This window comes from Gilvimarinus sp. 1_MG-2023 (assembly GCF_030548285.1).
The window spans coordinates 1-554 of sequence record NZ_JAUOSC010000060.1 but is presented as its reverse complement, the minus strand read 5'-3'; the positions used below and the strand labels follow the sequence as shown (position 1 = coordinate 554).

Here is a 554-nt window from a genome sequence, read left to right as displayed (position 1 = left end):
GTTTTGCTCTTTTGTGATCCGGGTTGTCTTTGCATATTAAAAGACCCTCTTTGACCAGATCGTTCACGACCCGTTGTACGGACTGTCTTGCCAGACCCATTCGGCGAGCAATGCTGGCAACAGTAGGGTTGTGTTCTTCCATTGTGATTGCGCCAAGCACTTGCCACCGAGCGCTTGTTAATCCCAAACCGCGTACCAGGTTGTCACCTGTTTCGCGCAATGTGCCATTAAATCGGAAGATTTCAAGAATAAGATCGGTAAGTACTTCACTACGCTTCACGCGCTGGGTCATTGGTTGATTTCCTTTACGATTTTGTAATGCCACTGTATTCGGAGCGCCGCGGATAGTACTGGCGCCAGGTTCTCTGTACCAGTACACCGCTCTTATTCTACTTGAGGATGGGCACTGATACTGATCGGTTGGTGAATTGCGATGGTTTCGTGGGAGATCCCTTGGTCTAGCATGATAAAAAACTTCTGCCTTAAGCCTCGATTTTTTGGGGAGGCATACAATTTGACGTTGTTCTTGAGACTAATAATAGTCACAATGACAG

1 protein-coding gene is annotated in these 554 nt (G+C 47.1%); it reads right to left on the bottom strand.

The features are described 5' to 3' along the window. The coding region (locus Q4563_RS15640; RefSeq protein ID WP_303605117.1) for a MarR family winged helix-turn-helix transcriptional regulator at positions 1 to 292 on the bottom strand (292 nt) is incomplete at its 3' end. Positions 293 to 554: the final 262 nt, after the last annotated feature.